Source organism: Ensifer sp. SL37, from assembly GCF_026672675.1.
Lineage (GTDB): Bacteria > Pseudomonadota > Alphaproteobacteria > Rhizobiales > Rhizobiaceae > Ensifer > Ensifer adhaerens.
In genome coordinates, this window is sequence record NZ_JAPPRN010000002.1 from 438771 (window position 1) to 465026 (window position 26256).

18 protein-coding genes, 1 tRNA gene and 3 pseudogenes are annotated in these 26256 nt (G+C 59.6%); 9 read left to right on the forward strand and 13 right to left on the reverse strand.

The features are described from left to right. Window positions 1–346: 346 nt before the first annotated feature. From OVA00_RS09980 to OVA00_RS09990, 3 genes are all read right to left on the reverse strand, one after another. Window positions 347–676, reverse strand: a complete 330-nt coding sequence (locus tag OVA00_RS09980; RefSeq protein ID WP_268088748.1) for a hypothetical protein — start codon at window positions 674–676, stop codon at window positions 347–349. A gap of 184 nt (window positions 677–860) precedes the next feature. Continuing rightward, window positions 861–936: transfer RNA gene (locus OVA00_RS09985), tRNA-Ile, on the reverse strand. 280 nt (window positions 937–1216) lie between these two features. Further along, window positions 1217–1522, reverse strand: a complete 306-nt coding sequence (locus tag OVA00_RS09990) for a LexA family protein (RefSeq protein ID WP_268088749.1) — start codon at window positions 1520–1522, stop codon at window positions 1217–1219. Between the two features lie 45 nt (window positions 1523–1567). Between OVA00_RS09990 and OVA00_RS09995 the strand changes: the two genes are divergently transcribed. The 5 genes from OVA00_RS09995 to OVA00_RS10015 all read left to right on the forward strand — a co-directional run bounded on the left by OVA00_RS09995 (window position 1568) and on the right by OVA00_RS10015 (window position 13734). Further along, on the forward strand, window positions 1568–2692 hold the full coding sequence (locus OVA00_RS09995; protein ID WP_268088750.1) for an IS630 family transposase: 1125 nt from the start codon (window positions 1568–1570) through the stop codon (window positions 2690–2692). 520 nt (window positions 2693–3212) lie between these two features. Continuing rightward, window positions 3213–10610 (forward strand): two-partner secretion domain-containing protein, encoded by a 7398-nt coding sequence (locus tag OVA00_RS10000; RefSeq protein ID WP_268088751.1) that lies wholly within the window; start codon window positions 3213–3215, stop codon window positions 10608–10610. Between the two features lie 86 nt (window positions 10611–10696). Further along, window positions 10697–11599, forward strand: coding sequence for a tetratricopeptide repeat protein (locus OVA00_RS10005; RefSeq protein WP_268088753.1), 903 nt, complete (start codon window positions 10697–10699; stop codon window positions 11597–11599). Continuing rightward, entirely contained in the window at window positions 11599–13215 is a 1617-nt protein-coding gene (locus OVA00_RS10010; protein WP_268088754.1) for a ShlB/FhaC/HecB family hemolysin secretion/activation protein, read from the forward strand. Before OVA00_RS10005 ends, OVA00_RS10010 begins: the two co-directional genes overlap by 1 nt. Beyond that, on the forward strand, window positions 13216–13734 hold the full coding sequence (locus tag OVA00_RS10015; RefSeq protein ID WP_268088755.1) for an invasion associated locus B family protein: 519 nt from the start codon (window positions 13216–13218) through the stop codon (window positions 13732–13734). A gap of 128 nt (window positions 13735–13862) precedes the next feature. Here OVA00_RS10015 and OVA00_RS10020 read toward each other — a convergent pair whose 3' ends face one another. From OVA00_RS10020 to OVA00_RS10045, 6 genes and pseudogenes are all read right to left on the reverse strand, one after another. After that, window positions 13863–15065, reverse strand: coding sequence for an IS256 family transposase (locus OVA00_RS10020; protein WP_268088617.1), 1203 nt, complete (start codon window positions 15063–15065; stop codon window positions 13863–13865). Between the two features lie 607 nt (window positions 15066–15672). Then, window positions 15673–16203 (reverse strand): annotated as a pseudogene (locus OVA00_RS10025) (reverse transcriptase domain-containing protein); the annotation flags it as partial. A gap of 29 nt (window positions 16204–16232) precedes the next feature. Then, window positions 16233–17399 (reverse strand): annotated as a pseudogene (locus OVA00_RS10030) (transposase); the annotation flags it as partial. 34 nt (window positions 17400–17433) lie between these two features. Continuing rightward, entirely contained in the window at window positions 17434–18705 is a 1272-nt protein-coding gene (locus OVA00_RS10035; protein WP_268088509.1) for an IS256 family transposase, read from the reverse strand. A gap of 73 nt (window positions 18706–18778) precedes the next feature. After that, complete coding sequence (locus OVA00_RS10040) at window positions 18779–20221, reverse strand: hypothetical protein (RefSeq protein ID WP_268088757.1); 1443 nt, start codon at window positions 20219–20221, stop codon at window positions 18779–18781. Then, on the reverse strand, window positions 20221–20616 hold the full coding sequence (locus OVA00_RS10045; protein ID WP_268088758.1) for a DUF4158 domain-containing protein: 396 nt from the start codon (window positions 20614–20616) through the stop codon (window positions 20221–20223). Before OVA00_RS10045 ends, OVA00_RS10040 begins: the two co-directional genes overlap by 1 nt. A gap of 40 nt (window positions 20617–20656) precedes the next feature. On the opposite strand from OVA00_RS10045, the gene OVA00_RS10050 reads away from it, so the two are divergent. The 4 genes from OVA00_RS10050 to OVA00_RS10065 all read left to right on the forward strand — a co-directional run bounded on the left by OVA00_RS10050 (window position 20657) and on the right by OVA00_RS10065 (window position 24021). Further along, the gene (locus OVA00_RS10050) at window positions 20657–21175 is read left to right on the forward strand and encodes a recombinase family protein (RefSeq protein ID WP_268088759.1); all 519 of its coding nucleotides are present in this window, start codon (window positions 20657–20659) and stop codon (window positions 21173–21175) included. Window positions 21176–21307: 132 nt separating this feature from the next. Further along, window positions 21308–22831 carry an IS21 family transposase gene (istA, locus tag OVA00_RS10055; RefSeq protein WP_442780478.1) on the forward strand — a complete coding sequence of 508 codons (1524 nt, stop codon included), beginning with the start codon at window positions 21308–21310 and terminating at the stop codon, window positions 22829–22831. After that, the gene (gene istB / locus OVA00_RS10060) at window positions 22828–23697 is read left to right on the forward strand and encodes an IS21-like element helper ATPase IstB (RefSeq protein ID WP_268088741.1); all 870 of its coding nucleotides are present in this window, start codon (window positions 22828–22830) and stop codon (window positions 23695–23697) included. The genes istA and istB overlap by 4 nt, the downstream gene beginning before the upstream one ends. Before the next feature lie 123 nt (window positions 23698–23820). Next, a complete protein-coding gene (locus OVA00_RS10065) occupies window positions 23821–24021 on the forward strand; it encodes a hypothetical protein (RefSeq protein WP_268088761.1) in 201 nt (66 codons plus the stop codon). Between the two features lie 22 nt (window positions 24022–24043). Here the strand turns inward: OVA00_RS10065 and OVA00_RS10070 are convergent, their stop codons facing one another. From OVA00_RS10070 to tnpA, 4 genes and pseudogenes are all read right to left on the reverse strand, one after another. Beyond that, window positions 24044–24196: a hypothetical protein gene (locus OVA00_RS10070; RefSeq protein ID WP_268088762.1), complete on the reverse strand. Its 153-nt coding sequence runs from the start codon at window positions 24194–24196 to the stop codon at window positions 24044–24046. A gap of 548 nt (window positions 24197–24744) precedes the next feature. Next, window positions 24745–25477 (reverse strand): annotated as a pseudogene (locus OVA00_RS10075) (IS66 family transposase); the annotation flags it as partial. Window positions 25478–25521: 44 nt separating this feature from the next. Then, a complete protein-coding gene (gene tnpB, locus OVA00_RS10080; RefSeq protein WP_173516751.1) occupies window positions 25522–25875 on the reverse strand; it encodes an IS66 family insertion sequence element accessory protein TnpB in 354 nt (117 codons plus the stop codon). Continuing rightward, entirely contained in the window at window positions 25859–26206 is a 348-nt protein-coding gene (gene tnpA / locus OVA00_RS10085; protein WP_376741636.1) for an IS66-like element accessory protein TnpA, read from the reverse strand. The genes tnpB and tnpA overlap by 17 nt, the downstream gene beginning before the upstream one ends. Window positions 26207–26256: the final 50 nt, after the last annotated feature.

Consider the following 26256-nt stretch of genomic DNA (forward strand, 5'->3'; position numbering starts at 1 on the left):
TTAGTGGTCAGTGTTGCGGGTTCGTGGACGGCTCTATACTACTGGCGACGGCCTGCGCTGATACATTGCTCGGTTTCTTGCCCAACAGCGAGCGAGCACATCGTTCTATGGGCCGAATGCTGGATCGCTTTTGGGCCGCAAAAACTGCGACCGAACGGTGACAGAGTGGGGAGTTGAGGCGTCCCAGGTGTCTGAACCGACGCTTGCTTTTCAAGGAAAGCGACGGAACTTGGCCATGTCTGTGGACGGGTCGGCGGGCCCGGACGCAATGGGAGGACATTTTAGTCATTGGTCTTTTCGCCGTGAACCGTGACCCTCACATTCCGTGAACTGGATGTAAGTTAAATTACACCTCCTCCTTCGGCGTGTTCGCGAAGAGATGCTTCGCTCGTCCCAGTTCTTGGGTTGTTAGGTAGACGGCATCAGCCAGCAATGGCGACGACGGTGCTTTTTCATTTGGGTCATCGCTCCCGTAGCGCAGTTTGCTGCCGCCTTGGAAGTGAAGATTGCCAAGGTCGGATATGGCCACCTCAACCCATTGGGCCGGTTTGGTGAAACCAAGCTGATCGTGGGTGGCCGGGTCGTGGGCTTGATCCTGTATCAGCGCATTGGCGGCGATCTCGGCATTGGCGAGCAAGCGATCGCGTAGCAATTCAGCATAAGGCTGACTGAGCATAACAGCCTCCCATTTGCAGGCGGTCGTGCCCTTAAGGTGGCTCGGTTAGCACAAGATCGAAAGATCCGTCAGGAATCTCTTTCATCCGTTCTAAGTATCCGGTTTTCTTGTTACTCCAAATCGTCGTTTGAGGCGCTTTTTGTCACGCGCGAAATAATTGATTTTATGGAGATATGAAAGGAATTGGTGGGCCTGGCAGGACTCGAACCTGCAACCAATCGGTTATGAGCCGACGGCTCTGACCGTTGAGCTACAGGCCGCCAGGAAGGCATCCTATTCAGAGCGCGAATAGGCGTCTGATTGTCTAAAGCGGGGTCATCCAGTCGATCGGTCCCCCGGATGACCCCTGGCCGACCCGGTGCAAGGGGCAGCTGACCGCTCGGTAGCATAACTTCTGCCTTATAATTCAATAAGCATCAGTGCGCATTACGGCGCATCAGTGCGAACCGGACAGCCGGACAGAAGATCTGCCGTGATATTGAAGTCTTCTGAGAGGGGGCCGGATTTCGTAGTGGGCTTTGTCGCAATGCGGCGGCACCACTAGTACCTCTGCACAGAGGATTTGACGAGTTGGTTGGGTTGCAGCGTGGGTAGGCAGTTGTTGCTGACGAGCAGTTCGATGCTGCGGGCGACGCCGGGTTTCCTTCGGATTAATCCGGCCCGCTCGAGGGAGAGCACCATTTGGTGGACGGATGGTGGGGTGACGCCGAAATAGCGTTGCAGGTCACGCTCGGCCGGCGGCCGTTCGTTGATTTGGCTATAGGCCCAGATGAAGGCGAGGTACTGGCCCTGCTTTTCGGTGAAGTGGGGTGGCGCTGCCGGCTGCCCGTCAAGTAATTGATTCATTTTTCGATTCATCCGGAACCTCCGCAATTGAAGGAGGCTTTCCGGATGAATGTACGCCATCGTGTCGACCTCGACCAACCCGAACGCGACGAACTCTTGAGCATGCTGCGCGGCGGCAAGCACCCGGCGCGCAAGCTCAAGCGGGCGCAGATCCTGCTCGCCGCCGAGGCGGGGCTCAGCGACGAGACCATCGCCGCAACGGTGGCGGTCGGCGGTTCCACAGTCTACCGCACCAAGCGTCGCTTCGTGGAGATGGGCCTGGAGGCGGCGCTTGGCGAGGAGCCGCGCCCGGGCGCGCAACGCAAGCTGACCGGCAAGGAGGAAGCCCTGCTGGTGGCCACCGCCTGCTCCAGCCCGCCGCCGGGCTGCGCCCGCTGGACGCTGGAGCTGCTGGCCGACGCGTTCGTCAAGCTGACCGAGCACGAACAGCTGTCGCGCGAGACGGTGCGCCGGCGCCTGGCCGAGAATGATGTCAAGCCATGGCGCAAGGACATGTGGTGCATTCCCAAGATCGATGCCGAGTATGTCGCGCGCATGGAGGATGTGCTCGACCTCTATGCCGAAGCGTCCGACCCGCAGCGGCGGGTGGTGTGCTTCGACGAAAGCCCGACCCAGCTCATCGGCGAGGTGCGCCAGCCGATCCCGGACGAACCCGGAAGGCCGCAACGCTACGACTGCGAGTACAAACGCAATGGCACTGCCAACCTGTTCGTCTTCCTCGACGCGCACCGATCCTGGCGCAAGGTGAAAGTCACCGAACGGCGTACGGCCGAGGACTTCGCCCACTGCATGCGCGATCTCGTCGATGTCCATTATCCCGAGGCCGCCTGCATCCGCGTGGTGCTCGACAATCTGTCGACCCACACACCCGCTGCGCTCTACCAGGCCCTGCCGGCCGACGAGGCGCGCCGAAGCCTCAGAAGGCTGGAATTCCACTACACGCCCAAGCACGCCAGCTGGCTTAACATGGTCGAGATCGAAATCGGCGTCCTGCGCGGCCAATGCCTCAACCGCCGCATCGAAAGCCGCGACCGCCTCGTCGACGAGGTTGCAGCCTGGGAACGCCGACGCAACGCCAGTGGTGCCCGCATCAAATGGATGTTCTCTACCGAGAAGGCCCGCGTCAAGCTGGCCAAAGCCTACCCAAAACCAACGGCCAAAGAATCATAACCTCTGTGCAGAGCTACTAGAGGGCGGTGCGTTCGAGCTCCCTCGCCGGTGCGTCCCGGCCATTGAGCGATAGCCACTCTGAAACATCGAACCGGTCGAGCCAAGTCTCCAAAGCGAAAAGTGGAGTTTGCAAAGCCATACAAACCACCGCCTGGCTCCCTATCGGTCTTAGGCTGCAATCGGCGCCAAGACTTCGACGCGGTTTTTGAGGAGCACTCGTATGCGGGCGGGGATCGGTCCTCACGAGACGTTGGCCGACCTGTTCTTTTCATCGAGACACGCCTTGAGACTTATACGCCCAATCCTGCATTTCGCAGCCGGCAGATCGTGTCTTGGCGCTCGCGGCGTGAAGCGCCCACCTTCTGGTGCATCTGCGCGCTGCGGTTCGAGCCGAGAATATGAGCCAGTCCTTCTTCACTCCGCGCATCAGGTCTCGGCCCCTGCGGCGGTGTTATTTGTTCATAAGCAATAGCTTCACTAGCTGTCCTGCAAAAATCACAGTCGAGCGGAGTGGCAACTGATGTCCGATCCCATGTATTCGGAAACTCGCGGCAGGAAAAAAAGGCGGATCCGCTCAAGCAAGACCGCTGTGACATTCCTGGCCTGTCAGTCGCTAGCACTTTTTCCATCTCCATTTACAAAAGACGGGGTTGCGCAGAGCGTTGTCGTTGATGGGGGGGGCGCTTCTTCCGCCAAGGTCCTTTCCGCGCCAAACGGCGTTCCGATCGTCAATATCGCGCGGCCTCACGAAGACGGTCTCTCGCACAATCGCTTCTCCAAATTCGACATCGGCTCTGAAGGGTTGATACTCAACAACTCGAGGGATTTGTCGACCTCGACACACCTCGGTGGACAAATCCTCGGCAACACCAATCTGGTCGGCAGATCTGCGAAGGTCATCCTCAACGAAGTGACCGGGACCAGCCGTTCGGCCCTTCGCGGGTTCGCAGAGGTGGCAGGCCCGTCGGCAGATGTCATCGTGGCCAATCCCAACGGCGTAACATGCTCAGGGTGCGGCTTCCACAACACGCCGCACGCGACGATTACAGCCGGTACGCCGATCATTTCCGGTGGAAAGCTGTCGGGCTTCCGGGTGGATGCTGGAGACGTCGACATTGGTCGTGCCGGTGCGAATGCGAGCCAGGTGGATGTCTTCGACATCATATCGCGGCGAATTTCGCTTGATGGGCCAGTTGTGGGCAAGACCGTTCGCATGCTCGCCGGACCGAATGAAACGACCTATTCGGCCTCTGGCGATGCAATCGAGCACCGCTTGATCTCCGAGGAAGAGGACAAGTCCGAGGTCGCGATCTCGTCAACCGCATTTGGGGGCATCTACGGAGATCGTGTCTCGGTGGTTGCCAACAAGAAAGGTGCGGGCGTAACCATGCTTGGGGACATGGCGAGTTCGACCGGCAGTCTCACCTTGACTGCCGACGGGCGGCTGGTTGCCCGAAACGTTGCCTCTGCAGGCAAAGTAGAGTTGCGCAGTGCCCGATCAAGCGTTTCGGCGGGGCGCGTTGCGGCCCGTGGACCGGCTCGCGTCGCCGCCGCCAAGACGATCGAAGCCGAGGCTGTTAGCGCCGCTGATGAGGTGATCCTTTCAGCGGGCGACGATGTGATGCTCGGCGAAGCGCTTGCTGGAGGTCGTCTCGAAGTCACGGCTGGCGGCAAGATCGGAAAGGTCTCCACTTCCTACGGGATTGCTGACGAACTGATCGAAAGCGGCTCCGGAAAGACCGTAATCGGCGCCGATGGTACCGTCAGCCTGCATGCGTCCTCACTTTCCGTCGACACGGTTTTGAGCGCATCCGGCGTTGAGATTGACGTTGTGCGCGACATTGAGCTTGGTCTCGTCAGCGCCGGAAACAATGTCAACATTTCTTCTCACGCCGGTGATTTGCGTGCGAGCGAAGTTCTGTCCGGGGGCGCACTCGTCCTTACCGCCGAGAGCGGCGCTATTGTCGGCCAGACAAAAGGGACCGACATTGCTGCAGTCGGGTCTGCGACAATTGCCGCCAAGTCTTCTGTCAGCCTTGGACAAGTGGTCGTTGACGGATCGCTCTCGGCAACGAGCGGCAGCGCGCTCACGATCGACAAGGCTCAAGCCAAAGCGATTGTCCTGGACGCCCAGACCCTTGATGCGGGCAACATGTCGGCAGACGTCAATGTCGCTGCCCGCACACAGGGGAACTTAACCATCGCGAACCTCTGGGCCGGAGACGGGGTTGAGTTGGCATCAGCCGCGAATATCTCGGCAGATAATGTCGTCACCAAGGGCGACGTCGCCATAAAGGCGACAAAAGCACTCTCTTCGCGAGGTAACATCGTTGGCGCTGGCGTCTCGTTGGAGGCCGGCGCAGATCTGACGACAGAGCTCGTTGCAGGCGGGCGTGAAATTGAAATTGCTGCGGCTGTGGTGAAAGCGGGATCGCTCTATTCGGGCGTGGATCTCGACGGATTGCTGGCAAGCGGTGGGATAAAGTTTAGCACAACAGCGCCCGATGGCGGCATATCCGTAGCGGCAAGGGAAGGTTCGCTCGAGCTTGGCGAGGTGATCGGCTCTGCAGATGCCCATTTTCTGGCGCACGGTGACGTGTCCTACCGGCAGGCGACCGTTAGTGGCGGGATCTCCATAACGACGGATGGCGGTGCGATCGCATTGACCTCCACGGTTGTCGGCGGAAATCTGGATATTAAGTCCAGCGGTGACGTCAATCTTGGCGATGGCCGCCTTGCGGATCGGGCAGACGCAAGCAATAGCATTGGCGGCTATCTTGTCGTTGAAGCACAGACACTCCGCCTGGATAATTCGCAATATGCGTTTGGCGGTTACGATATATCGCTCTCTGGCGATTTCACGCTGAACAACGCGTCCATCCGTGCGAATGGAAACGCTCAATCGGGCGCTCCTGGCGATTTCGTTATCAACGCGGGAGACATCGTTCTTGGAAAAGACAGTTCGATCGCCGCAGATCGATATGCGCTCCTGACTGCGCGCGGCATGCTTGTCAACCAGGGACAGCTCAGCGCTGGGGAAAATGTTGAGATACTGGCCGCGGGCGCTATCGAAAACCGGGGGGCCGTTCGAAGCGGTGGCAGCATTGTCCTGGCTGACGCAGATGCCGAGGGTGTGCTCAGGCGGACAAAGTCCGTTGTTCTGGCCGACACGAGCGTCATTGCGTCGGAAGCCGGGGACGTGGCCATTTTGAGCGCTCGGCTCGACAGCGCCGGTGCGCTGTCAAGCCGGCTAGGTGAACTCACAATCGAAGCCGCTGACATCGCCGAAACCGGTTCTATCAGCGCTCGGGCGGTCGCCCTTCGTGCCGATGATAAGCTTTCACTCGGCGGAGACCTTTCATCCGATGGGACGCTTTCTGTACTGGCGGACGAAATCGAGAATCGCGGTCGCATCTCTGCCGCCGGATCCATCTTCCTCGGGAACGTTTCAGAAAAAGACGGTAGCATCGTGCGAGCAGCGCGGATCGTCAACGAGGGCGATATTGCCTCCAACGAGACGCTTGCAGCGCGCGGCGACGAATTCTTAAACGATGGCCTGCTGTCAGCCGAAGAGGGGCTGATCGTGGATGCTCGTTCGGTCGGCCGATCGGGCGATCTGAATGCCGGCAAGGGCACGCTGCAACTCCTGTCCGACGACAACGTCGTCGTCTCCGGCCTTCTTCATGGAGCAAGCGGTGTCGAGCTCTTTGCCGCCAGGGCGACCGTACAATCTGGCGCCGGTTTGCAGAGCGCTGCCGGTGACGTCCTTGTTAAGGCCGGCCGCTTGGACAGCTCGGGCTCTCTATCGGCTGGCGGCAACCTGTTGATTGATGCCGACGCCTTTTCGGCGTCCGGTGCTCTGAGCGGAGGCAACATAGCCCTGAATTCCGGAGCCGGCCTCAATCTTGGTGCTGTCGACTTCCACACCACCGGCCTGCTTCAGGTCACCACAAAGGGCGACATCATCCTTAGTGGCGATGCCGGTGCACCAAAGACGCTGACAGCCGGCGACATTCAGCTTGCCGCAAGTGGCGGAAGCATTCTTTTGACCGGTGCGACACTGGATGCGCGCGGAAACGCGTCGCTCAGCCTTGCAGGAGTTGTGCTCCTGGATGCGGACAATGACATCCGCTTGTCGGCCGCGAGCCGCTCAACCACTCTTGGAGAGGTGATTGAAGCGGCGGGCGGGCCTGCGGTCACGCGCGTCGATGGCGTGAGCTTCCTTGGGTTCATTCCGGTCGGTGACGTCTACAAGTATCATAATTGGGAACGCCGCTGGACGGAGACCGTCCATGTCGTTTCCGCCAGCGAGCTGGTTGCGACAGGCGATGTCGTTCTTTCTGCCGGTGGGGCAATCACTCTGAGCGGGTCCGACATCCGCACGGGCGGCGGGCAGTTGTTGACTTCGAGCACCGTGTCGCTGCAGCCTGTTAAGACAGGCGTTGAAAAGACGGGGTTGCGGCTGACCGACCATGGTGTGATCCAGGAATGCGTCGTCATTCTCGGATGCCGAACCGTTGGCAGTCACGGCATCGATGTTGTTGAAACGTTTGCCGATGAAGTCTCATACAAGGTTTCGACGCTTTCGGGCGGCGTGGCGAGCCTGGCCAATCGAATTGATGTTGTTTCCTTGGCGCAAAATGTTGCTGGCAGCCAAACCCAATTGCAGGGGCCCGAGCTTGGGTCGGCGGTTGGTTCGCACAAGAAGTCCGCAGAAGTCGGCTCCGGCCAGGCATTCGTTTCACTACCGGGCTCAAATCTCGCCCTTAAGCAGGAGCAGTTGGCAAACGAGCGTGTCGATGCGTCGAGCGTCGGCGCCGGTAGTGCAACCATCGACGACCGGGCGCATGGGGTAGCTCTTCCCGAAACCCCCGGCCTTGCAGAGATACCCAAGGAGGGAACCGAGGGACTTGCCACGGTCGATGAGTTACAGCGTGACCGCTACTTCCTTGATCAATCCGGTTATGCGCGCCATGCCGCGACATTGGACGACGCACGCAAGAACGAGCTTCAGCGTCGGCAGCAAGAGCTGTCGCCGTCGGCCGAAACTGACGATGTTGCTGGCGAAGGGAACTCCGATGGCATCGTGCGTACCGTTGCAGAGATGAAAGCAGGCCTGTCGTCGGACATCATCATCAACACGTCCGGTGACATTTATGGACTTGGCGCTCAAATTACGACAGCCGGTCTCGTTTCGATGCGCTCTGTGTCGGGCAATATTCGGTTCGACGGGATCGAGGTAAATTCCTCCAATGTCTCGGGCGGTTCTCAAGCGTCCACCCGTGGCGCGTTCGGGTCAACGGAAGGTCAACAGTCGATCACGAAGCTGAAAAGCTTTGATTACGCACAGGTTACAGGTGGCCGGGGCGTTTCGCTGGCGGCGGACGCCGGCAGGATCGATCTGTCGGGTACCGATGTCGTGTCGCAGTCCGGCTCGATCAATCTGGCGGCAAAGCAAATTCAGATCACTTCGCTTACATCGGTGATGGAGGTGACGGAGGCTTCGCAGCACGCCGGCTTCCTTTATACGGCAGACCACTACAAGCATACAGCAGCAGAGATGACGCAGGCGGCCGCCCTCAAGGCGGGCGGTGATATTGTCGTGCGTGCAGACGATGGCATATCTATTCATGCGGCAGCGCTTAAGGCCGAAGGCAACATCGCTCTGGTCGCCGGTTATGCAGCGGATGGTACCTTGGTCAACAGCAGCGCCGGCATCTCGATGACTGCGGCTCGAGACCGAATTGAAACAGACATCCACGAATCCGAACACGGTCTCTTCGTCGGTAGCAAGCTTGGCGGTGAGACGAAGTTCGCCGATCAATGGCTGTCGCTTTATGGCGGCAGCTCGAGCGCGACGAAGGCAGTAAACGTCTTGCCTTCGGTCGTTGCGGCAACCTCTGGCAAGAATACGACCCTTGTCGCGTCCGGTGACATAAAGGGTGAGGCTCCCACAATAAGCGCCGGCGGCTCGATTGGCTTTGAAGGCAAGACCATTTCGCTAAGTGCCGTCGCGGCTGAAAGCTTCAGCAGGACAGAAGCGTCCTCTTCGACGTTGGGTATTGGCAAGCCGTCCGTTTCTTCGACTTTGACCGCCCTTGCCGGAGTGGCTTCAGAAAACAGCAGTGTAAAGATCGAAAGCGTGACCCATCAGGGCGCGGCCGTTACCGCAGACGGGGACGTTACGTTCAAAGCTGCAGACAGTATCCGGCTGGAAAACGTCGACGTGGCTGCCGGCAGGGATATCGGACTAGAGGCCGGCGGCAATATTGACATAGTCGAAGCCGTGAATTCCTCCAGGGTCGAGATGTCGAGCAACACGGCGTTCGCTGGCCTGGAATTCCGGTTGACCTCGCCATTGTTGAGCGGCACCGACAGCGCACGATCAGCGACTGAAGGTCTCGTGAAGGCGACCGGCGCAGCGGCGGATGCGTTGCAGGAAGTTACCGATCCGTTCGCCAAGATACGCCTTGCTTCCGCCTCTGCAGAGGCAGGCAAGAAAATGTTCGACCTCGCAGAGGCGGCGAAGAGCCTTCATGGCTATGTCGAAGGCGCCTCCAAGGTTCTTTCGGGCGAGAGCAAGCCCAAGGACTTTACGCTTTTCACGATCGGCGCAGGCGCCAATGTTCGCCTTGATCACGCGGGTTCTGAAAAAACGGAAACATCGGTTGACGGTAGCACCCTCATTGCCGACCGCGATCTTGCCATCAAGTCCGGTGCAGACGTTTTGATCAGAGCAGGCGCGTTGACCGCCAAGTCTTCGCTGGTCATCGATGCAGCCGGCAATATCGTGCTTGACGCGGCCTATGACACAACTGAGGAATCGTCAAACAAGTCTAGCCTTTATGCCTATCTCGGCCTGGAAGCGGGCGTCAACGCAGGGCTCGACGCGAGCTTGACGGGCGCTCGGTTCGAGATCAAGGGGTCGAAGGATAATGCCAGCAGTCTCGCCTCGCAGGCTGCAGTCTCCAGGCTTCTGGGGAGCAACGTGGAGCTACGCGCGGGCAAGGATATCAGAGGTATCGGGAGCCTGATCGAGGGATTGGACGTCTCGCTGGTCGCCGGCGATAACATTTCGCTGAGCTCCGCCATCAGCACCAAGACTTCAGAAAAGGACCATGTCGATGGCGGCTTTTCACTGGCCGCCAAGCTTGGGCCGGAATTCGTGCCGACTTCACTCAGCATATCCGCCTCAGGGAAGGTCTCCGCCGAAAACGCCTATTCGCGCCAACATATTCTTGCAGTCGTGAAGGGCACGCGATCCGTCACGATCAAGAGTGGCGGCGATGTCGCACTTGATGGTTCGCGGATCGAAGGCGCCAAGGTGGCCGCTGAGATTGGTGGTGACCTGTTCGTCCGAAGCGTGCAGGATGTCACGAAATTGGAAAGCAACTCGGTTGGCGGCAACGTTTCGCTCGGGTTGAAGACCTCCGGTCCTCCCAGTTTCGGTTTCGGTTTCAGCATCGCGCATAGCGAAATTGACAAGGCTTGGGTAAACAGGATGTCGGGTATCGTCGGCACAGATACGGTCGATGTTTCGGTCGGCGGAACCACCAATCTGGTCGGCGGCGTCATCGCCTCTGAGACCGGAAAGTTGAACCTCGATACCGGTAGCATCGTCTACTCAAACGTCGCTGATCACGACCGGATGTTTGTGGGCCAGTTTGGTTTGGGCTTGTCGTTTAAAAGTCTCGATCCAGGCAATGGTTTTGCGAACTTCGCGCTCGACAACATAAGCCCTCCAAGCCTGAATTTCGGGTTCGATGCCAAGGACAAAGAACGCTCGACGAGCGCAACTGTCGGCGCGGGCGTGATCCGCGTTGGTGGAAACGAAGTTTCTCCGCCAGGCCTCAATCGCGGGCTCCTCGATGCTCAGCCAAGTCTGCGCGACGTCGATATCGACGCACTCGCAAACTAGGCTTTATCGCCCTTGCTGGCTCACTGTCCGGCTGCGTCACAGCAGCCGGCCGCATCAAACATGTCCGTGAAGGAAGGATCCACAAAGTGTTTAATCCCAAACGACGCTTGCCAGCGCTGGCGCTGGCGCTCTTGACGATGCCCGCCACTTCCCTTGCTCTTGCCGAAAGCAAGAAGAATGTCGCGGAAGCTGCGCCTGCTTTAACCTACACGTCCGCTTCGGCCAAAGGCGTCTCCTTGGCGAAAGGTCTCGTCGAAAAGGGGCAGATTGCAGAGGCCGTCAAAGAATTCCAGAAGGCGTACGATGCGGGCGAGTATGACGCCGGCTTCTATATCGCCCGTCTGCTTGAGCTCGGGCTCGGCGGTAGTTCTGATCCGGTGGCGGCGCTGCGCACGTACCAGGCGGCGGCCGAGAAGGGCTCACCGATGGCACTGAACCGACTTGGCGTGATGCAGTATCGCGGCGAAGTCGGGCAGTTACAGGACTTCAAGGCGGCGCGTGCGAGCTTCTGCCGGGCGGCGGAAGCACAATACCCCGAAGCGCTCTACAACTGCGGTGATCTGACCGAAAAGGGGCTTGGTGGCGAGCCAGATATCGAGGCCGCAGCCGGGCTCTATCAAAGAGCTGCTGAACTCGGCAATGTCGACGCCATGAACCGGCTGGGCGAGCTCCTCGGGAGGGACGACTACCCTTCAAAGGACGTGGCGCGCGCATTCAGTTATTACAAGCAATCCGCTGAGCGGGGCAACGCACAAGGCCTGTTCCAGCTTGCCCTGGCCCTCCAAAGCGGAAAAGGGGGAGAGACGGCTGATCCCGTCATGGCTCATGTCTATTTCAATCTTGCGTCTATGGCAGGCTATCCCGGCGCCGCGTCGCAAATGGCAAGCGCGGCAAAGACACTGTCGGCTTCAGAAGTCGAAAAGGCGCAAGGGCTTGCCCGCGAGAAGCTTAAAGCCATTCAAGCGCAAGGGACGCAGGGCACGCAGTAATGAACAGGCGTTTCGTTGGGATCGTCTATGCGCTGGCATGGAGCGGCTGTGCTATCGTCTCACCAACCAAAGCGCACGCGAAGCCGTCTGAACGTGAGGGCGCAGCCGGTTGCGTCGTCGTGAAACGCATTGTTCTTGATGGACTTTCCCTGCTGGACAAGACGGGAGAAAGAGAAGTTACGGCTCCCTTTGTTGGGCGTTGCCTTGCAATTCAGGATATTGAGCATGTCATCCGCAAGGTGACACAAGCCTATATCGAGATGGGTTACGTCGCCGCACGTGTTTATGTCCCAGAGCAGGATCTGGGATCAGGTACACTACGATTTGTTGTGCTGGAGGGAGCTGTGGAGGAAATCCAGTGGAATGGCAGCCACAAAACTGGGCGTGGCTTCGTTGCTGCAGCCTTTCCGGGCATCAAGGGAAAGCCTCTGCAGCTTCGTGACCTTGAAAGGGGGATAAGGCAGCTTTCCAGAATGAAAAGCTTTAGCGTCAAGAGCGAGCTTCTCCCCGGCAAGAAGCCGGGTGGAACAATTATCGACGTCAAGGCGCAAAGGACGGCTCCAGTGACCGGCTCGGTGTTTCGAGACAATTTTGGTTCGGAAGGAACCGGCGACGTCAGAACAGGACTAAGCCTGGCTTTTGACGGCTATCTTGGCATTGGAGAAGTCGTAGACCTCAGCTACGTGCGTAGTGGCTCGGGTTGGCTCGGCTTTTCGGATCGGCCGTCCGACGACACCTTCAGGCTTGCGCTTACAGCGCCCTTGGGGAGAGCTACGATCAGCCTTTCCAACGAGTACGGACGCTATAGAAGCGGCTTCGAAACGCCGCTTGGGACCCCGGTGAATACAAGGGGAGCCGACATGACCAGCAATTTTTCGACCATATGGACGCTCGACGAGCGGTTGGGTTCGGAAACACGCCTGTCGTTCGGTCTGGAGCGTTATCAAACCTGGAACTACCTGCATGTGTCGGGTTTTGCGGAGGTGGCGCTGGCCACCCAGTCGCATGTCTTTGCGTCAGCGACACTGGGAATTAGTCACGATTGGTCAAGTTCAGGATACCAGATGCATGCCGGCGCCAGTCTGGTGCAAGGAATAGGCGCGTTCGGTGCAACAGGTAAAAGTGATCCGGACCTGGGGCTTGTCGAAGGCGATGCTTTCAGCGTTGAGCTGGACGCATCGCTGTACAAGACGTTTGAGGTTCAACAACAGGAACTTCGGTATGATGTAATGTTCACAGGCAAGTTGAGTGCTGATGAGCTGCCGGACTATCGAAGACTATCTCTCGGTGGCATCGGCTCGGTCAGAGGGATCCAGACGTCTTTGGTTGACGCCAATCGAGGTGCTGTCATTCGCAACGAGCTGTCGAAACCTCTCGATTGGTCGCTGGGGTCGCAATGGGGCACCCTTGAAGCATATACGGCATTCGACGCGGGAACGGCCGAAGCCGAAGGCGAGTTGGTGTCAATGGCCGGCGTCACCGTCGGTGCGCGCACGCGTGGTGGGCGGGTGGCGTTCGGGATTGCCTACTCTGACATCGTTTTTCATTCCGGGCGCGCTTGGCAGGCGAAGCCGAAGACCGGTGTCGTGCAAGCCGAGCTAACGTTTAGGTTTTAGATGCGCACGTTTGATCTTAGGGGTTTGGTTGCACGGGTTCTCGTAGCCTTGTTTCTTGCGCCGCAGACATATGCGCAGGAAAGCGGGAAAATAGAACAGAAGGGCGCATGGATTGTTCGCTGTATCGATAAGGGGGCAGGGGGAAAGTCCGGATCCTGCGAGGCGATTGTGGCTGCCGACATCATTCTTCAGGAAAAGCGGCACCGCGCTTTCGTCTTAACGATAACCAAGCGCGACGCCAAACAGAAATTGTTCAATCTTTTTATCCCGCATGAGCATTCGATCTATCTTCCAAATGGCATCGACCTGCTTGTGGACGGCCAACTGTCTACAAACTATTCGGTGACGCGGTGCGATAGGTCGGGTTGCTTTCTGACAACGACGATGAAAGCCGAGCTTGAACAAAAACTCAAAAAGGGTGCTCGTGGCACAGTGCGTTTCACGCGCACTGATGGCGTACGCCTGGACGTTCACTATTCGCTCTCTGGTGCAAGCGCTGCGCTCGATTCAGTGCGCTAAGGGCCACGCCTGGAGGTTTGATAGTGAAGTCCGACGCCGAAGACGACGATCATCCACTTCGGTCGCGTTCTCGATCCTTAGGTGTCCGGTGGGGAGTGTCAGGAATTCTGTGCGGTGGGCCGGTTTCATCAGTTGAAGAACCGCTCGCCGAAGATGACGGCGAACTGTGTCTTTGCCTTGATCCACTCCCTCGGCGCGCGCTTCCACTGCTCGGCCGCATTGTTGAGGACCAGATATAACAGCTTCATCGCGGCTTCGTCACCCGGGAAATGGCCGCGCGAGCGCACTGCCCGACGAAGTTTCGAGTTCAACGCCTCGATGGCGTTCGTCGTGTAGATGATGCGGCGGACGCCCTCTGGGAAGGCGAAGAAGGGAACAACGTGTTCCCAATTGCGCCGCCAGCTTTGAGAGATGGCAGGGTATTTCTGGCCCCAATACCCTTCCTCGAAAGCCTCCAGCGCCTTCATTCCAGCCTCGGCATCTCGAGCACGATAGATGGCTCTCAACGCCGGTACGACGGGTTTGCGATCCTTGTAGGACACGAACTCCAGAGAATGCCGGATCAGGTGGACGATGCAGGTCTGGACGATCGTCTGAGGGAAGACGGCCGTAATGGCTTCGGGAAAGCCCTTCAGGCCGTCGACCACGGCGATCAGGATGTCCTGGCAGCCACGGCTTTTCAGCTCATTCATCACGCGCAACCAGAACTTTGCCCCTTCGGTCTGCTCGATCCAGAGCCCGAGGATTTCCTTTGTGCCGTCCGCCAGAACTGCGAGCGCGACATAAACGGCCTTGTTGCGAACGAAGCCTTCGTCCCGGATCTTGACCCGGATGGCATCGAAGAACACGAGGGGATAGCACAGCTCGAGCGGGCGGTTTTGCCACTCGCCAACGGCCTCCAGAACCTGGTCGGTCACCGCCGAGATCAGGTCCGGCGACACGTCGATACCGTAGATTTCTTCGAGGTGGCCCTGGATTTCCCGCACCGTCATGCCGCGCGCGTACATGGAAATGATCTTATCATCGAAATCGGGAAAGCGGCGCTGATATTTGGCGATCAGCTGCGGGTCGAACGTACCGGCCCGGTCGCGCGGGATGGTCAACGTCATCTTCGAGGTACCGGTCAGCACCGTCTTTTTCGAAGATCCATTCCGCCGATTGCCCGACGGTCCTTCGCTGCGATCGACGGCGAGATGTTCATCAAGCTCGGCGTTGAGAATACGCTCCGACAGTGCCTTCTTCAGGTCATCCAGCAAGCCGTCCTTGCCGAAAACATCGGATGGATCACGACCAGCAAGAAGTTGGTCCAGAAGTTCTTTTTCGATAGCCATGTGATGATTCGCTCCTTTTCATCATCATGGCCCACCGCACAGAATTCCTGACACTCCCGCCCCGGCGGCTGTTCTGGTAGCGCCGCCCCGCCGCACGCAGACTGTCACGGCGGGCTTCATGGGCGCATTCAGAACCGCAGAAGCGCTGACCCCGATCGCAATGCCGGCAAAGCAAGACCTGTGAGCGGCAACGTGCGCAGAGAAAGAAACGACCGGTTTGCATTGCGACGGCGAACCTCTCGGAACGCCGTCGGGATTGCGGGGAAAAGCTCGACGGAATGCGCCAATGCCATTATGCTGGCGCACACCGTGAACCAGTCGGCAGTCGTGCCCGGGGACCTGCAAGTCCCCGCACACGGGCCGTTGGGATAGGACATCGAGTTACGTGGTAGTGGGTCGATGTCTGTTTGCGGCGCTCCGCACATGTAGCATGCGCGGACGCAGCGCGGGATGCGCCTCAGTCGCCCTGCGGGCTCCTGTCGACGCATCCCGCGCTCTCATCCCCAACCAAATCAGATCATCAGCGTCATTCAGCACCACGCCGAGCCGAATTCCGCATCAATTCCCTCTCGGCGCCATCTATCCGCGCGTCTTAACCGCCATCGACACACCATGGCAGGTCAGGGAACTGTCTGCCCATCCACACGTCGAATGCATAATGCAGGAACAGGTTGGCAAGTATCGGGCTAACGACACCGCCTTGTGGCGTGCCGCAGTTTCGCTCGACGTTTGTCCCATCCTCTTTCCGCATCGGTGCTGTCAGCCATCTTTCGATGTAGAGCAGCGCCCAGGCACATGTTATGTGTTTGCGAACAGCCCGTAGCAGAAGGTCATGGTCAATATTGTCAAACAGCCCTTTGATATCGAATTCCAGAACCCAATCATATTTCCAGCACCGCTTGCGCGTAACGCCGATGGCATCCAGCGCCGACTTGTCGGGCCGATAGCCATAAGAATCTGCCAGAAAGACTGCGTCCAGATCCGGCTCAATCATCTGCTTGACCACACTTTGGGCCACGCGATCTGCCACCGTTGGTACCCCGAGGATCCGCTCGCCTCCACTCTTCTTAGGAATGGAAACGGCGCGAACTGGCGGAGGGAAGTACGTGCCTGAGCTCATCCTGTTCCAGATCTTATACGGGTAGATTGAAAGTACGTGTAAAAAGTTCACAAGGGCAGGTCGAACGGCAAGGGCTTCGGGATGAGCGGGGCTGGCCGCTCGTCCATGTCGAGCTCGTATTTGCCGAACCGGCGGATATGCTTGCGGGCGTAAGGGCTGAGGGCTGCGGCGAACTCCGGCGTGACACGATGCCCGTCTGCGGTCATTGACGAGAGTACGTCCGTCAAATCGGAGACATTGGAGAGCATGATCGCGTTGGCGACCAGGCTGGCATATTTGAGCTGCTTTTCCTGTTCGACCGGATCGCCGCTCTTGATGATTGGACCGCCGAAGGTAATCCAGTCGAGGAAATCGTTGAAGGATTCGATTTTCGTGGTCTCGGCGCGGATTGTGCGCCGAATCTCGGGATTGGCGATGTAGCGCAGCAGGAACAGCGTGCGCTCGACCCGACCGAGTTCGCGGAATGCTTGGTACAGTCGGCTTTTGCGGTTGTGCGAGCCGAGTTTGCGCAGCAACATGGAGGGCAGGACCAAACCGGCCTGGATGGAGAGGATCACCTGCATCATGTCCTGCCAATGGGTTGCGATCAGGCGCCAATCAATTTCGCGGGTGAAGAGCCTGTCGATATGCTGGTAGCGCACCGATTGGTCGGGACGGTAAAAGGCGACGTCGCCCCAGTTGCGCATGCGCGGCATCAGCATGATGCCGAGAAGGCGCGAAAGACCAAAGACAGGCTCGCTCTGGCCTTGGGTGTCGGCATGGAGGGTATCCGGTTGGACCGTGGATCGGTTCTTCATAAGCCCATCCAGGATATGGACGGCCTCCCAGACGCCGCAGGGGATGAAGGTCGTGAACAGCGCGATATAGTTGTCGGCGATATGATGGTAGGCGATGCCGCCATAGGCGCCGTAACGGATGTGTTGGGCGCCCAGCAGGTTGTTTTCGCGAAGCGGGACGTGGGTGCCATCGGCGATCGCGGCGCGTCCCGCGCCCCAGAGTTTTGGCAAGGCAAAGCGATTGTAGGCGTTGATCAGATCGGTCATCGCGGCTTCGAGCTTGGGCGTATCGATATGCTGGGCATTGAGCCGGCGCAACGTATTGGCGCTGGCGATGCCGGGTGCGTGCCGAGCGGCTTGGACCGGGCCAAGATTGCAGCCGTAGCCGAAAGTGGTGAAGACATAGCGCTGCTCCGCTCTGCCGAGCTTCGGGTCAGCCCGAGCTATGGTCGGAAATGGGTGACGAGGCCGATCAGGCGGCGCGATGGTCAGGGGTCGTCGTTTCGGCGACACCGTCGGTGAATTTGACGCCGGCGATGACCTTTGGCAACTGATTTTCGCCCTTCAGCCGGCGCCAGGTTTTGGCGGCGCTCATGACGAGCTTGAAGACCATGAGCCGTGCTGTGTTGTGGGACAGGCCTCCCTTGGTTCGCACCGTGCGGTGCCTGACGGTGGCGAAGACGCTTTCGATCGGGTTCGAGGTGCGCAGATGGTCCCAGTGTTCGGCCGGGAAGTCGAAGACGGTCAGCAATGCCTCGTGGTCCTTCGTCAGGCAGTTGACGGCCTTGGGATATTTGGCCTTGTATTTGTCGACGAAGACGGCGATCGCCGCCTCGGCGGTTGCCCGATCCGGGGCATCGCGGACCTCCCTGAGATCGGCCTTCATGTTCGGCTGCACCGACTTCGGCACCTTGTTGAGGATGTTGAGGAGCTTGTGTTGCCAGCACCGTTGATGGCGGGTCGAAGGGAATATCTCCTCCAGCGCCTTCCAGAAGCCGAGCGCGCCGTCGCCCACGGCAATTTCTGGCGCAATCGAAAGCCCGCGGGCCTTCAGCCCGACGAGCAGCTCGCGCCAGCTCTGGGTGCTTTCGCGCACGCCGACTTGAAAGCCGACAAGTTCCTTCTTGCCTTCCGGCGTCGCGCCGATGACGACCAGCATGCAAGCGGCATCGTCCTCCATGCGTGCCTGAAGATAGACCCCGTCGGCCCAGATGTAGACGTAGCGGCGGGCTGACAGGTCGCGGCGTTGCCAGCGATCATAGTCGGCCTGCCACTCCTCCTTCAGCCGGCCAATCACCGAGGGGGACAGGTTCGGTGCGTCCTTGCCGAGTAAGGCGGCAAGCGCCTCCTGGAAATCGCCGGTCGAGATGCCGCGCAGGTAAAGGACCGGCAGCAGAGCGTCGAGGCTCTTCGTGCGTCGTGCCCACTTCGGCAGGATCGCCGACGTGAAGGTGATGCGATCCTCGCCGCAAGTCTCCAAAGCCCGGTCGCGCAGCTTGACGCGGCGCACCGCAACCGGACCGATCCCCGTCTGGATCGTTCTTTCAGGCCCATGGCCGTGCCGCACCACCCGGTCCCGCCCATCGCTCAGGCGTTCGCTGGCCATGGCCGCAAGAAACGCCTCGGCTTCCGCCTCCACGGCCTGTGCCAGAAGCCGGCGCGCGCCTTCGCGTAGAACCGATGTCAGGGGATCATCGAGCGTCTCGGGATGCGGAAAGGAAACAACAGTGCTATCTGTCTTCATGGCGTATCGCTCTTTCATGAGGTTCTGGCAGGCTTGTCACCCGCCTCGATACGCCGCCCTCATCAAACCGTCATCACCCAGTTTCCGTCATAGCTCGGTCAGCCCCCGACGGCGGGCCGAAGTGGCGCGTGAAGTTGGTCCAGAAGGTGCCGTCCCTGAGAATGTCGAGCAGGTGACGCTCGCGCATGCGGGCATGGATTTCCGTTTCGAAGGCCAACAATCCCTCGGGCTGGCATTTGGCCTTGAGCTGCTTCAGGTGGGGTACGCCGTCTGCGTCAATCGTCAATTCGACGTTGGAGGGGAAGCCCGCATCGACCGCCCCCGCCGTAGCCGTCAGTTCCTGCCGCAACTGGCCGACAAGCTGTTCGCCGCTACCGGGAAGGCCGAGGGCACCGCAATAATTCGCCAGCCGCGCCTCGCAGTCCGACCAAGGCAGGAGTTGGGTCCTGTAGTCATCGAAGGTTTCGGCGCCGACGACGAAGAGGTCGCCGGCCTGCAGCGCGTCCGCCAGATGAACGAAGACGCAGACTTCGAGCGCCCGCCGGTCCAGCACGACACGGCCCTTGCGGCGCTTCATCACGAAGCTTTGCCATCGCTGCGAGGCGAATCTCAGGTCAAGCTGCCCGGCCAGTTCGTCACGGCGCGCGGTACGGTGCTCGATGACGACCGTCAGCGCATCGAGCAGGCTGCGGTCCTGTGTCGCCGGGCGAATCTCCATCAGTTCCAGCAGCCGGAACAAAAGGCTGCGGGTTTTGGCGTGGATTGGCCACAGCAGCGGCAGATCGTTGTTACGATGCCAGGCGCTGACCGTTTCGCATTGTTCCGAGAGCGCCTCGACGCCGCCCTGCTCGGCCAGGAGGGCGCGGATGCGGTGTCCCGTGTCAGTGTCGCTCTCGCCGTCCTTTGCGGTTTCCAGCACCTGTCCCAGGACCCCGATCAGTTTCTCCTCCATCTCCCGGTGCTGCTCCTGAAGCGTCTTAAGCGCTTCCTTGGCGGCCGCCTGGGTCTTTCGAATGCGGCGCAACAACATTTCGATCAGCTCGTCACGACATTGTGCTCGGACCTGTCGAAGCAAGCTCAGTATCAGGATGTGGCGCCGTCCTGGCCGGGCAATGGCGAGAACCTCGCTCACCTCCAAAGCCCGGGCTTCGGCGGCGAATTGGCGGAGCTTGGTATGGGTAATGCCGTCCAGGAGCGGATCGGGATCGATCAATCGGGTCAGCCAGTCGAGGCGCTCTGTCCACAGTTTGATCGTCTCGGGGCGCGCCGGTCCCGGCGTCTGCTTGAGGCGGTTGAAGGCCGTTGTCGCGGCATCCGGCGGAACCGTCAGCAGCCCATCCAGGCCCGCGGTAACATCCGGCGTCAGCCGCCCCGCGACCTGGTCATACATGCGTGTGTGGACCTGGGCCCGCAGATGGTTGACCAGCCGATCCAGTGTGCTGAAGGCCGGCAAATCGATCGAGGCCTTACCCAGGACTTCAATGGCTCGATTGATCAGGTCCGCCGGATCGCTCATCATTTCGTACCGCCGCAAGCACGGCGTACCGAAACCAGCTGCTCTACCGCTTCAGAATAAGGCGACACGCCGAGATGAATGCGTACCGCCGTCCGATAACGGTGGAGCATCGTCTTTTGACGGGTCTCGTCGAGCAGCGGAGATGCGGCGGCCAGGTCCAGTTGCGCCCCCAGATGGGCCACCGTATCGATGTGAACGTCGGACGGCGCTGGAAAGTAGCCAAGGTCCTGCCGGCCCTTCAGCAGTGTCGCCAGTGTCAGGCGGCCGATATCGCCGGGCGCCTTGTCACGAATAAAGAAAAGGTCGGCTTCATTCAGGTGGTAGCGGGCGTCCAATTCCTCAGCCGTCAGAGGGTCGCCTGGACGCGGGTAAGCGGTGCGGTCAATCGCGGTCATGAGGTGTCCGGAAAAGGGTCCGCCGGAGGCGTGGCGAAACATGCGTGAATTGAAGGCGTTAGGACATAGCGATTCCTTGTCCGAAAAGGAAGACATTCTAGGACGGAACCGCCATCACATCCGGCCAAAAAACCGCACGGCGCTCTATCTGCGCGTCTCCACGCCGGACCAGAAGCCGGATCTCCAATATGACGGCCTGCACGGCTACGCCGCGCGCGCCGGGCTGGAGATCGTCGGAGACTACTGTGACGTCGCGGTGTCAGGCCGCCGCGAGGGACGCCCCCGGCTCAACGCCTTGATGGCGAGTGTTCGCAACCGTGAGGTTGACTGCGTCCTGGTCTGGAAATTCGACCGTTTCGCCCGTTCCACCCGCCACCTTTTGACCGCACTCGAGGAATTCGACCACCTCGGCGTGCGCTTCATCAGCGTCCAGGATCAGATCGACACCGCAAGTCCTATGGGGCGCGCCATGTTCACAATCATTGGAGCCATGGCTGAGCTGGAATCCTCTTTGTGCTGCGCGACATCGCACTTGACTACTCAGCGACATCGCTGGTGACGCGCGGGGCCGACCGGAGGATGGGCGTAGCCCGTCCGTAGGTTGGCCCCGCGCGGCGCGGATTTTTCCGCGCCTTCGGCCGCGACGATTGCCTTAAGTCCTGGATCTTCAACTGCGAGGAAGAGGACCTGGATGCCAGGCAAACCGATCACGGATCAGCAAGCGAGACTGTATATGAGATTGAACAAAAAACATCCTCGGGAAACCGCCGCGGCGATGTCTGGCTTTAGCGCCAGCACCGCCTTTCGGCTCGACAAAGACCCGCGCCTTCCCTCCGAGAAAAAGGCGCAACGCGGCCACGGCGGCGGTCGGCCCGATCCTTTCACCGATCTCTGGGAAAGCGAGGTGGTTCCGCTTCTCGAGCGCGCGCCGAACTTGCGTCCGGTGACCATTCTGCGTGACCTTTGCCTGCGCTACCCCGAGCGCGAGCTGACAGCGGCACGGCGCACTCTTGAGCGGCGCGTGCGGGAATGGAAAGCCGCCCATGGGCCGCAACAGGAAGTGATCTTCCGCCAGAACCATCCACCCGGTCGCCAGGGCATGTCAGACTTTACCGACTGCCGGTCGCTGGGCGTGACCATTGCCGGCGTGCCACTTGACCATCGGCTGTACCACTTCGTTCTGGTTTACAGCGGCTGGGAACACGGTGAAGTCGTTCTGGGCGGCGAGAGTTTTACTGCTCTGGCCAGCGGCCTGCAGAACGCATTGTGGAGCCTGGGTGCTTGTCCGATTGAGCACCGCAGCGATTCGTTGTCGGCGGCTTTCACCAACCGTGCCGACGAGACGCAAGAGGACCTGACCCGGCGTTACGAGGCACTTTGCGCCCATTACCAGATGACGCCGACCCGCAACAACCGCGGCGTCGCCCACGAAAACGGCAGCATTGAAAGCCGCAATGGTCATTTGAAGGACAGGCTCGAACAAGCGTTGCTGTTGCGCGGCTCGGCCGACTTCGCCACGCTCGACGACTACCGCCGCTTCGTCGCCGAGCAGATCAGCAGGCATAATGCCTTGCGCCGACAGGAACTGGCCGTCGAGATGGATCATCTCAGGGCGTTACCGCAACGCAAGACCACCGATTACGATGATGCCGTCGTTGTGGTGACGTCGTCTGGCGGCTTCACCTTGCGCAGGGTCTTCTATACCGCCCCCTCCACCTATATCGGCCACCGCCTGCGGGTCCGGCTCTACGACGATCGCCTGGAATGTTATCTCGCATCCAGCCATGCCTTTACCCTGCCGCGCGGACGTCCACCGTCCAGTGGCAAGAGCGGCCAACACGCACATGTCGTCGATTACCGCCATGTCATTCACAGCCTTCGCCGTAAGCCGCAAGCGCTGGCCAATCTCGTTTACCGCGACCAGTTGTTTCCCCGTGCCGCCTTTGCCCGGACCTGGCAGGCCATGAACAAGAGGCTCGATCAGCGCACCGCCTGCAAAACCATGGTCGGCCTTCTCTGGCTTGCCCATTCCTGCGCATGCGAAGCCGAACTCGCATTGGCATTGGAGATGATCCTCGACGCAAGGAAGCTGCCCGATCTGGCCGCCTTGCAATCCCGCTTCGATGTCGCCGGCAATAGCGTCCCCGACATCGAGGTCGTGCTGCCCACAGCAGCCGACTATGACCGCCTTCTCACAGCAGGAGCAATGCAATGAACACCTCATCCGTCGATGTCGCAAAACTGCCGCTCATGCTGGCGAACTTGCGGCTTCCCACCTTCGCACGCCTCTGGTCTGAACTCACTCAACGGGCCGACCGCGAAGGCTGGCCGGCCGCACGGCTGTTGGCCACGCTTTGCGAATTGGAGATGGCCGAGCGCGTGCAACGGCGCATCCAGCGTCATCTCGCCGAGGCCCGGCTACCAGCCGGAAAAACCCTCGACAGCTTCGACTTCGCAGCCGTTCCCATGATCTCAAAGGCTCATGTCATGGCGCTGGCAGCAGGCGATGCCTGGCTCGCCAAAGGCGGCACGATCCTTATGTTTGGACCGCCAGGATCAGGCAAGACCCACTTGAGTGCGGCCCTCGGTGCTGCTCTCGTCGAAAAAGGCTTGCGGGTTTTGTTCACGAGAACCATCGATCTCGTTCAAAAACTCCAGACGGCCCGGCAGGAACTCGCATTGACAGCCGCCATCGACAAGCTCGACAAATTCGATCTGCTCATCCTTGATGACCTGTCCTACGTTCACAAGGACCAAGCCGAGACCAGTGTGCTGTTCGAGCTCATTGCCGCCAGGTACGAACGGCGATCCATCATGATTACAGCAAACCGGCCATTTGGAGCCTGGGATAGCCTCTTTCCCGACAAAGCCATGACCATCGCCGCCATCGACAGGCTCGTGCACCATGCAACCATCTTCGAGATGAATGTCGAAAGCTTCCGACGCCGAACAGCCACAGAGCAACGGCACTCAGCGACAGTGGCCACCAGCGCCAGCGACATCGATCAAACAAATGAAAGCCAACACAGCATCAACAGACCGATGTCGCTCCACGACATCGATCAGCGACATCGCTCTTGATCAAAAGAAACGGATCAGTCACTACCTAAATGTGGCCGTAGAATCAGTCACCAGCGATGTCGCTCGCTATGTCATCTGCGATGTCGCGCTATATCTTTGATCAGCGAGCGCGTTACCGCCGGCATGAAGGCAGCCGCCGCGCGCGGCAAGCATCTCGGCCGACCACCGCTTGCGCCTCGGCTGATTGTCGAGATCGAAACGCTTGCCGCCTCTACCAGTCTCAGCGTGCGGCAAATTCATAAGAAAATTGGCGAAAAAGCCAGTCGCGGCCGCGTCGGCGAAATCGTCAAACGCATCCGATCACCAGGAGCACCGACCTTGTGAACTTTTTACACGTACTTTCAATCTACCCCTTATAGAGATTCCCCTTCAGATCGGCCTCGAACTGCTCAATCGTTACCCCATCCACACCAGCTGCGCCTCCGTTGGATCGCACCTGCAGATAAGCTTCGTACACCTTCTGCTTACTGATATTGAACGGCTTGCTTTGCGTATCCATCAACGTCCTCCTGTTGCCAGTTGTGTTGATAATATGCCCACCTGATCCGACCTCTTCGCTCCAGCTCCATTACGAGCCTTCATCGCTACTACAAATCGGTCCGTCCCAGTGCTCCGCATCGGTACTCTCGCCTCACGGTTTTCTCCGCTTGTGCTTCTCCCTTTGCATCGGAGCGACTGGTTCCTGCAGTTCCGCGACAATGCCTGCATCCGCTTCACGCCCCCTCAACGCCGGTCGCCGCTTGCCCGGTCACCAGGCATCTGACAAGCTGATCCCAGAGAGACGAGAAATCTCTGGTTTTGACGACAGGTTTCACGTTACGACGCTTCATCGGAAGGTTCATTTTCATTCGTCTCTCGGATGCGTACCGGCCCAGGGTATACCCTGGACTTGGCTCCAACGCTTACGACCACGTCTCTTAAACGCAGCCGCTTGGAGTGGTTTGGACCCAGCTCCTGAAAGCCGAGCCCGAGGGGCCATCCCTCATCATCATCGCAGCTTTACGCACACAGTCTGTCAGGCCATCTAGACCATCCTTTCCGTGTGCTCTGCAGCACACTCTCGTCGCCATGGATGACGGTCTGGGATCGCAACCGCAGCTTCAGTGCGTCATAGACGCGAATGAGGTGTCTCTCGCTCGAACCGATCACCCAATGGCCCAGAGCGCCACGGCTGACAGGAACGCCAGCGCGCTCGAAGGCTTGCGCCAAACGATAGAGCGGCGTGCCGTCGACATATTTATGAACGAGCGCGAACAGGCGTGCTGATCCCGGTGCGGTCGCAGTTACGGCACGCATATTTGGCTCGCGCATTCTGCAGAACCGTGGCCTTCACCTCGATGTGAAGCTGCTCGGTAACCAGCTCGCCCATGCGATGCATCGGGTGGCTGCAGCACGGACAGACCTTCTGGTCGTCGGCAAGGTCATACTCGACGCGCTGGCGCGGCAGGTTCGCCGGCAACGGCCTGCGGCCGGGTTTCTTGCCGTCGGGTTTTTCGATCTCCGGCAATCCCGTGTCCGGTAGAGCGACGGCATCATCGGCGTCTTCGCTGTCCTCGTCCCCCTCAAGGGCAGCCTGCTCGGCTTCGTTGAAGATGCGATCCATGTGCTTTTCGCTGCGCGGCGCAAAACGATGCAACTGCGCCAGCGCCAGTTCTTCCTCAAGCTTGAAGACGCGCTGCGCGAGGATATCCTTCTCGGCCTTCAGCGCGGCGATTTCTGCAGCATTCGCCGCCAAAAGCGCCATCAGTTCCGCAACGGTTGGGATGCCGGTTCCTGTCATAGCAGCTTTGAATCTGAGCCGTTCCCTTACGTCAACGGCAAAGTTCAGCCGACAAATTCATATTGCCGCACCGGATGGCGCACCATCGCGTCAAGATCAATGCCGTCGAGCAACCAGTGCAGTTGTTCGGCGTCAAGCGCCACCACCGCCTCCTGCCGCTTGGGCCAGCGGAACTTGTCTTCCGTCAGCGCCTTCAACACGAGCACAAAACCAGACCGATCGAAGAACAGCAATTTCATCCGGGTTCTGCGACGATTGCAGAAGGCGAACACCGCGCGCTCGAACGGGTTGAGGCCCATTGACTGCTCCACCAGGATCGCAAGGCTGTTGATCCCCGCACGAAAGTCGATCGGCTCCCGGTGAAGATAGACGCGCAGATCATCAGCCAGCCGGAACATCGCAACGCCCCAACGCTTCGATCATCGCCGACAGAGCCTCAGCATCCGCATCTTCAAGCTCAAGCCGCACACCGTTCGGTAGCGACGCCCTCAACCGCACCCGTGGCGATGTCGGCCGAGCCGACGGAGCCGGCGGTCGCGCAATCGGCGCGGCCGCAACCACCGGAACGAAGGCCGGCGGCGCGCTGTTCGGCAGAACCGTCAATTCCTTCTCGCTCGCTTGCCGGCGTCGCCGTAGCGCCACCCAGTTGCGCAACTGATTGGCGTTGACCCCGTGCGCCAGCGCAAGCCCTGCAATCGATACTCCCGGCTCAAGGGCCGCATCGACCAAGCGCTCCTTCTCAACCGGATCAAATCGTCGCTTACCGTTGCCAAGAACCC